The sequence below is a fragment of the uncultured Nostoc sp. genome, from assembly GCF_964245445.1.
GTDB lineage: Bacteria > Cyanobacteriota > Cyanobacteriia > Cyanobacteriales > Nostocaceae > Nostoc.
The window spans coordinates 1-8,078 of record NZ_CAXTNE010000327.1; the positions used below are offsets into that span (position 1 = coordinate 1).

Annotated in this window: 7 protein-coding genes and 1 pseudogene; 1 reads left to right on the forward strand and 7 read right to left on the reverse strand. The window is 42.7% G+C overall.

Annotation, left to right across the window (positions count from 1 at the left end; translation table 11 throughout):
* Window positions 1-227 precede the first annotated feature (227 nt).
* From ACFE90_RS33435 to pilM, 6 genes are all read right to left on the reverse strand, one after another.
* On the reverse strand, window positions 228-632 hold the full coding sequence (locus ACFE90_RS33435) for a type II toxin-antitoxin system VapC family toxin (protein ID WP_375506599.1): 405 nt from the start codon (window positions 630-632) through the stop codon (window positions 228-230).
* The gene (locus tag ACFE90_RS33440; protein ID WP_375506600.1) at window positions 629-871 is read right to left on the reverse strand and encodes a hypothetical protein; all 243 of its coding nucleotides are present in this window, start codon (window positions 869-871) and stop codon (window positions 629-631) included. Before ACFE90_RS33440 ends, ACFE90_RS33435 begins: the two co-directional genes overlap by 4 nt.
* 162 nt (window positions 872-1,033) lie before the next feature.
* Window positions 1,034-3,403, reverse strand: a complete 2,370-nt coding sequence (locus ACFE90_RS33445) for an AMIN domain-containing protein (RefSeq protein WP_375506601.1) — start codon at window positions 3,401-3,403, stop codon at window positions 1,034-1,036.
* A 124-nt stretch (window positions 3,404-3,527) separates the two neighbouring features.
* Entirely contained in the window at window positions 3,528-4,295 is a 768-nt protein-coding gene (locus tag ACFE90_RS33450; RefSeq protein WP_375506602.1) for a pilus assembly protein PilO, read from the reverse strand.
* Complete coding sequence (locus tag ACFE90_RS33455) at window positions 4,292-5,047, reverse strand: PilN domain-containing protein (protein WP_375506603.1); 756 nt, start codon at window positions 5,045-5,047, stop codon at window positions 4,292-4,294. The genes ACFE90_RS33450 and ACFE90_RS33455 overlap by 4 nt, the downstream gene beginning before the upstream one ends.
* Window positions 5,048-5,051: 4 nt before the next feature.
* A complete protein-coding gene (gene pilM / locus ACFE90_RS33460; RefSeq protein WP_375506604.1) occupies window positions 5,052-6,158 on the reverse strand; it encodes a type IV pilus assembly protein PilM in 1,107 nt (368 codons plus the stop codon).
* A gap of 255 nt (window positions 6,159-6,413) precedes the next feature.
* On the opposite strand from pilM, the gene ACFE90_RS33465 reads away from it, so the two are divergent.
* Window positions 6,414-7,718, forward strand: a complete 1,305-nt coding sequence (locus ACFE90_RS33465) for an ABC transporter substrate-binding protein (RefSeq protein WP_375506605.1) — start codon at window positions 6,414-6,416, stop codon at window positions 7,716-7,718.
* A gap of 127 nt (window positions 7,719-7,845) precedes the next feature.
* Here ACFE90_RS33465 and ACFE90_RS33470 read toward each other — a convergent pair.
* Window positions 7,846-8,078 (reverse strand): annotated as a pseudogene (locus ACFE90_RS33470) (hypothetical protein); the annotation flags it as partial.

Below are 8,078 nucleotides of genomic sequence, written 5' to 3' on the forward strand. Positions count from 1 at the left end.
TGCACACTGATTTTACTTCCACTAAATAATACTATCTATCGCAACTTGGTATAATCGATATTGAGGTTGAATGTAAGTGCTGTCATAAGAGTATTTCCCTTTTTGTTAGCTGACTGGCTACAAACTTTCAGTTAAAGTTTTTTAATGAAAATTATAAATCACAAAGACGCGATAAATCGTCGTATTCATATTACATCTAGATTATTTATCACATTTATCATAGTAATTCAATCAAAAATAGAAAATACATTAATACTAGTTACTCGATGCATGGGCTTTGTTCTTTTCTCGGTTGTGACTAATTCCTCTGCACCAACTGACAACGCCGCAGCTACATGAAGCGCGTCCATAGCTGCTAAACCATACTGAGAAGCAATTTGGTAAGCCTCTTGAACAATATGAGTTAAATCACTGACCCAGTAGGTAACATCGCTAAAAAATTCTTCATAGAATTGAGCTTCTTCAATTTGCTTGTTAAAAACTGCTTTGGGACTTACTTCCAATTTGACAAACTCACTACAAGCAAATTCCCGTTGAGAATCTCCTAATATTTCAAGGGCTTTCTCAGCAATTCTACCAACACCGTCTGTTGCGCTGAGTAACACCCCTGAATCAATATAAGTTATTTTCATTCTTCTTTAACCTGTAGCCCACCTCTCCGACTAGCGAGTTCTTTTTCAATTTCATCTTCATCTAATAAATGTTTACCGGAAGCAACAATTCTAGTGCGAAGTTGCTGCAAACGTTCTCCCAATGGGATTTTATTTGCAGAGTTTTTCAAACCAAGAAATTCAACAAAATCTAAAACTTCCTCTTGTTTGTCTTGTGGAAGAGAACGCCACTTTGTTAATAACTCTTGTTCTGAACTCATTAGTATTTACCCACTATTGTTACTTCTATTGTGATTGGGTATTTTTATTGTAGAATTACATTTAATTTTAATCTTACTCGTAAACAAGAATATCCCCGACTTCTTTAAGAAATCGGGGATCTGAGTTTTTGCCAGAGGTAACTCACCTGCTCATTATCTTTATTACCTCGCCGGAACTTTCAACCCTCGACGCTCAAGGATTTGCCGCACTTCTGGGCTGGGAGTATAGTTATAGCCGTAGGAGGAATTCTCTGTGTCATCCATGATTTGAGGTGTGAGTAATACAATCACCTCATTGCGCTGGTTCTGTCTGTTTGTACTTCTAAATAGCGAACCAATTAGTGGAAGATCACCCAAGATGGGAATTTTGGAAACAGTTGTCCGGTCTGCGTCTTGAATGATGCCTGAGAGAATCAGTGTCTGTCCATCTCTTAAGCGAATCGAGCCAGAATTAAGAGAACGCTCAGATACCAAGAATATTTGTTGGCTACCGCCTCCTCCAACGTTGATAGTAGCTGGAGCTTGTGGTGCTTTGACAACGGGAGCTACCGATAGAGAGACAAAACCATTGTCGTCAATTCGTTCAACTTTGACAGCTAGGGTTAAACCCACTCGGTCTTTTTCTGCTGAAATCGTTTCTGTAGCAAGATTTGCATCACGAACTATTTCTCTTGTAATATTGCCTACTACTTCCTGAGTCAGGTTGACATTAGCCGTTTGACCTTCTTGCACAATTAAGGTCGGGTCTGTCAAAATCTTGGCGTTGCCATTTTGCACTTGAGCCTGCAAGCTAGCAAGAAGACGTTTAGGGAACTGGAATATGGTGGGCAAGGTGAATGTGGTTGTTGAAGGGGTTGTCGTGGTTTGCTGCTGAAACTGAGTTGGTGTACCAGTAATAGGATCAATCGCAGTTGGCACAATTGCAGTTGTACTTGTTCCTGGTGTAAATGCTGTAATACCTGGTTGTAATGGATTAGAGTTTGTGCCAGCGCTAGCTGTTCCTGTAGTTGGGTTTAGAAAAATATTTGAGCTTTGAAGTGGATTAATAGTTGTAGGTGTACTAGTCACACTGGTTGATGCTTCGGCTCTCGTAGCTGGTCTGGAACCACCAAAATTTAGAGATGCTGCACCACCATCATTTGTAAAGTAGTTGTTACCAACCCCAAAAGAAAAGCTAGTGTTATAGTCTTGCGTATTCAAGAGGTTAACATCAATAATCTTGACATTGACTACTACTTGACGACGGCGGATATCAAGCTGAGTTAGTTGAGCCATCGCCATCTCAACTAGCCGGGGAGGGCCAATTAAGGTTAGAGCGTTTGTGCGCTCATCCCCTAATGCCTGTAAACCTCTCAGTAATGGGTTAGAGTCTGTAAAAGTAACACGTTGAGTTTCAACTCTGGTTTCTGTAGTCGTCTGAGTTTGGGTGATAGGTGCAGCTCCAGCCCCAACAGGCACAGCATTAACGCTGGTAACTTGTCGTTCGCGGCTGACGGCACTTTCTGCTCCCAAGCCTACCAAAAAGTTCAGGGCAACTCCCACTGACACCTGATTGAGTCGCAGGCTACGCATAACCATGTCACGGGTGGAATTAGGTAATTTAGGCCCAACAAAAACCGTGCGATTACTGCGGTTAGCTTCCAAACCACTCAGACGCAAGACGTAGTTAAACACATCTTGCACTGGCTCATTTTCTATATCTAACGAGATTGTTTGAGAGGTTGCTTGTGCATTAGCAGCAGCACCAGCACCTTGTTCGCCTCCGATATAAGCCAAGTTCAAATTAGCAGCACGGGCAAGCAGTGACAAAACCTCACGCACCGGCGCATCTCGCAGCACTAGACGGGGTACACGTTCCTGAGTTCCTAAGTCAATAGTGCTAGGAGAAGCATCAGTATTAGAAATGGCGATATCTCCTACTGGTGGGGCGACGGCTCTGGGTAAGAAAGGTGGAGCCTGACTCACAGGTTGACCTGGCCCAGCAGCTTGTGCTAGTTGTCCGTCAATAGTGACTTCCGGGTTAGGAACGAGAACCCCTGGCTTTTGACCAGGTTGGGCTGGAGTCGTAACAGGCGGTGCTGTGAAAGTTTGCGCTGTTGGCGTTGGTGCTGATGCTATAGTGCCTGCCGATGGGCTAAAGCTGAGTGTAATTCCATTTTGCGATCGCACCATAGGTTGACTACTAGGCGTATTGTTGCTACCTGTTACCGTCACCCGAATGCTATTGCTATCAAGCTGATTAACTTCAACAGATGCAATTCCTGGTGCTGGGCTATCTTGACGAAAACTCTTACCTTGTGGTAATCGTAATTGAGTATTAATAATATCTGCGACTAAAGCCTTGCCTCTTTTTGTAGTGAAAACTTGGGCGCGCGACCCGGAAGAAGTTTTCAAAGCAACGCTAATTCCACCATTAACTGGATTTAACTGTACATTAGTAATTTGACTAATTTGTGCCCAAACTGGTTGAGCTGCCAAAAATACAAAAGCGGCAGTACCTAATATAAAACTATTACCGTGAAGCTGTTTCACAGTTCATTCCTCACCTTATAAAACCTTGTTTACAAACACTTCTGAGAGGTTGGAGTTAGGAATAATAACTTGGAATTCTTAACTCCTAACTCTTAATTCCTAACTTCTAACTACTCATTCCTAACTACTTTTTCGGAGCAGTTTTAGCTGCTGCTGCTGCTATTTCTTCTGGAGTAAGTGGTATCAATACCTGTACCTGGAATGATGTATTAATCGCTGTTGGCCCTACCTGCATGGGTGTTTTATCCAATTCGGATTTTGACTCTACTGGAGCCAAAGTTGATTGATAATCTTTAACTATTAACAAAGGCTGTAAACGCTCAATGTTACGAATTATCGATTGTGTTTGCTCATAAGTTCCTGTAATTTCGGCATTGATATTGCTGCGTTGCAGCTTACCATCAACCTGTAGTCCTAGAGTTCCATCGGTAACTGGTTCTGGTTTTTGGGAAACTGGCACAAATTTTTTCAATTTGGCTCTCACTCCATTAACAGAAGTTAGAGTATTGCCAGACTCAATTAAGCGGTTCATATCCAACAGCAATGTATCTAAGCTTTTTTCATTAGCGAATAAGTCTAAAACCTGAACTTTTTGCTGTTTTGCCTGTGCTAGTTCGTCTTTAACTTTGCCAATTTCTTTAATACTGGCTTTTTTTTGCTGAATTTGCCCTTGCAGTTCAGAGCTTTTGCTTTGCTGCTGCTGATAGCTTTCCCAAGCTGGCATCAGCAGGTTTAAAAATATATAACCTGCTCCTGCTAAACCAATTACCCCCACCAATATGCCAATAATTTTTGGTGTGAAGGCAATACCAAATAGCACGGGGGATGCTGGCGTTGCCTGCTCGAATTCCCCACCTTGTTCGGCAAAATTTAAATCATCACTCAGCGTCATTTTGAAATGACTCCTGTTTGTTGCATAGTACGAATTCGAGTCACTAACCCCACTGTGCCTTTTTTTTCCAACTCTCGGATTAATTCCGAAGCTGGAACATCATTCATACTTGATTGAATAGTATATTCAACTACTTGTGGCAGCTTAATTGTTACACCTGGAGTTGCAGGAGCATCTACTAACGTTGCCGTCACAATTCTGCTTTCTGTGGGCTTCAAGAATTGAGACTGTTGTAGACTCAATAAAAAATCATTGACATCGTTAAAAGAACGAGCCAATCCGGTAATTTGTAATCCTCCAGCAGGATTGGTTGGTGGCTGCCCTGCCTCTGCTGGAATGGGTGGGGTTTGCCTGATGGTCTTAATTTGCACTGCTGCTGGAATGCGATCGCGCAAATCTTGCAGCATTGCTGACCAAGGTCGAATTTGGTCAAATACAGTGACTAAAGCTTGGGTTTCCCCTTTAACTGCCTTCGTCTCGTCTTTGATTTTATTAATATTTCCTATTTCTGTATCTAACCTCTTGCTTTCTTGGTCTAGTTGTGCAATTTGACCATCTAATTCAACAATCTTCCCTTGCAACACCCACCAACCAATTCCCAATAAAGCTGGAAGGACTACACCTACTGCAACTCCCACATACAGTAGTGTCAAATCCCCTGTAGGAAACTTTAAGGATATTCCTCCCGATCTCTCAGGCTTTTTCTGGTATGCTGGGCGATCTTTAAGAAAGTTAACATCTAGGCTGTACATTTTGTTACACCTCCCGCATTCCTAGACCAAGTACGATCGCCAAGCCAGAGCGTTGCACCTGTGGATATTTATCAGTGTCAACTTCCAAGGACAAAGCCCCGATTGGATCTATTTGGGTAGTTGGCAAGCTTAATCGTTGGGTAAAGAATTCATCTAGCTGTTGGAGTCCACCTCCTGGGCCAGCTAATATAATCTGCGCTACTTCCAAATTTTCACTTTGATTGAGGTAAAAATCGATGGAACGGCGCAGTTCATCTGTTAGTTCTCCCAATACTCTCAATATGGCTGCCATACCAGGATTGATTTCAGTAACCCCAGTTTTCCCGCCGTCTAGAGAACTTGGGGGAATTACCATTCCGTGTAACAGTTCCATATCTCGTGATGTGGGTAAGCTCATTGCCCTTGCTAAGGCAGTTTGCATTTGATAAGTCCCGATTGGGACTGTGCGCGAAAATTGCGGCACTCCGTTAACGATGATGGCGATTTCTGTACTGTCGAACTCTATATCAACTAGTACTGCTGCTTCTTGCGGCCCAAATTGTCGCAATTGCTCACGAATAGTCCGAATCAGAGCAAAACTGTTAATTTCTAAAACATCGATTTGTAATCCTGCCTGCTCGAATGTACTAATATATGTATCCGTTATCTCCTTACGGGTAGCAACTAGAAGTACGTGTACTTTTTCGATGCCATCTTCATCTACAAAATACCCAAGTTTCTGATAATCTACATCAGCCTCTTCACGAGGATAGGGTAAATATAAACCTGCTTCATGGTTAAGAACCATTTCTCGCAGTTCTTTATCATCTAACTCTGCTGGCACTGGTATGATCCGAACGATGGAATCTCGCCCTGGTACACCAGTGGCAACGCGAGAAGTTTTGATTTTGCTCTCAGTTAGCGCCTGCTGGATTAATTGCGCCATTGCTGCGGGGTCGGTGATTTGACCATCGATAATTACGCCATCTGGAACTGATACCGATATAAAGGTTTCAAGTTTTAAGCCTTGACCCTGCTTACGTAGCTGAACTACATTCACCCTTTCGGGAGCAAGTTCAATGCCGACCCCTTTTTTTGATTTGCCAAACAGACTTTTGAAGCTTTTTACCACAGTTGTGCCCGATGGACTGCTAAATTGAATTGGGCATTGGGGAGGCAGTGCGGTCTTGGGGTCTCCCCAAGTGGAGCAACTGCCGTGATTGGGCATTAGGATTGGGTATTAAGAAAACTTTTCTTTAGTCCCCAGTCCCCAGTCCCTAGTCCCTAGTCCCTAGTCGCCTCTATTACTGGTAATTTATTTAGCCTATAATCTCGACAATTCTGATCTAAGCTTTTCACACTGAGCAAGCGTAAAAATACTGGGAAAATGATTCAATTGCGAAAATTTAAACAACTTGTTGCTTTGGCACTACTTGGCTTATTAACCAGTTGGATTGTAAGTTGCAGCACAAGTAATGTTGGTACAGGTACAAAACAGGCTACTTCAGGAGCGGCAACTATTGAGTTTTGGACGATGCAACTCCAACCTCAATTTACCGACTACTTTAAAAACCTAATTGCAAATTTTGAATTGCAAAATCCAGGTATAAAGATTAACTGGGTTGATGTACCCTGGGCAGCGATGGAGAACAAAATTTTAACAGCTGTCTCAGCAAAAACGCCACCTGACGTAGTTAACCTGAATCCGGGTTTTGCTTCCCAACTTGCTGGGCGAAATGCCTGGTTAGATTTAGATGCGAAAGTCCCAAAGGATGTACGTTCCTCCTATCTACCGAATATCTGGGAATCTTCTACGCTTAATGGCAAGAGTTTTGGGATTCCCTGGTATCTCACCACACGGCTAACTATTTATAACACCGATTTATTAAAACAGGCAGGTATCAATAAACCGCCTGCAACCTACGCAGAATTGGCACAAGCAGCGCAACAAATTAAAGATAAAACTGGCAAATATGCCTTTTTTGTGACTTTTGTACCGCAAGATTCTGGTGAAGTGCTGGAATCTTTTGTGCAAATGGGAGTCACTCTAATAGATGCACAGGGAAAAGCGGCGTTTAATTCAGCACCAGGTAAGACAGCGTTTCAGTATTGGGTAGACTTGTATAAAAAAGGCTTACTTCCTAAAGAAGCTTTGACGCAAGGACATCGCCACGCGATCGATCTATACCAATCTGGAGAGACTGCGTTTCTAGCTTCTGGGCCAGAGTTTCTGAAAACGATCGCTAATAATGCCCCGAAAATTGCTCAAGCTACGGGAATAGCACCTCAACTCACTGGTGACACAGGTAAGAAAAATGTCGCCGTGATGAACATAGTTATTCCCCGTGATAGCAAACAACCAGACGCCTCGGTTAAGTTTGCTTTATTTGTCACCAATGACAAAAATCAGTTAGCCTTTGCTAAAGCTGCAAATGTTCTACCTTCTACAATCAAAGCATTATCTGATAGTTACTTTAAAGATGTTCCAGCTAATGCTTCAACAATAGAAAAAGCGCGAGTTATGAGCGCTCAAGAACTGCCAAAGGCAGAAATATTAACCCCTACTTTGAAGGATTTCAATAAACTGCAAAAGGCAGTTTATGAAAACTTGCAAGCAGCAATGTTAGGGCAGAAGACTGTAGATAAAGCTGTAGAAGATGCGGCGCAGGAGTGGAACAGTACTAGGAGTTAGTAGACAAACGAAAAATAGCTAAATATAAGAATTTCGGGGCGGAAAATGGATGTAGGACTTACGCTTGCATTGTCAGGACTTAGGCAAGTTGCGTAAGTCCTGTTTGAAAAAGGGTGTCTTGGACAAACTACGCTTGCACCACAAAATTTAATGCCGTAAGAGTTGGCGCACCAGTTAGAGTCGCAAATAGACCACCGCTACCAAAACCTGCGGCGCTGCCATTTTGGTTGTAGAACAACTGCCCACTCACAGGATCGTAGACAATTGTTGCTGTGCTAGTTCCTCCTGAAGAAGTGATTTTAAAATGGGAGCGATGCGATTTTGTGAGATGCCTTACTTCGTTTGGGCAGGGGGCAGGGG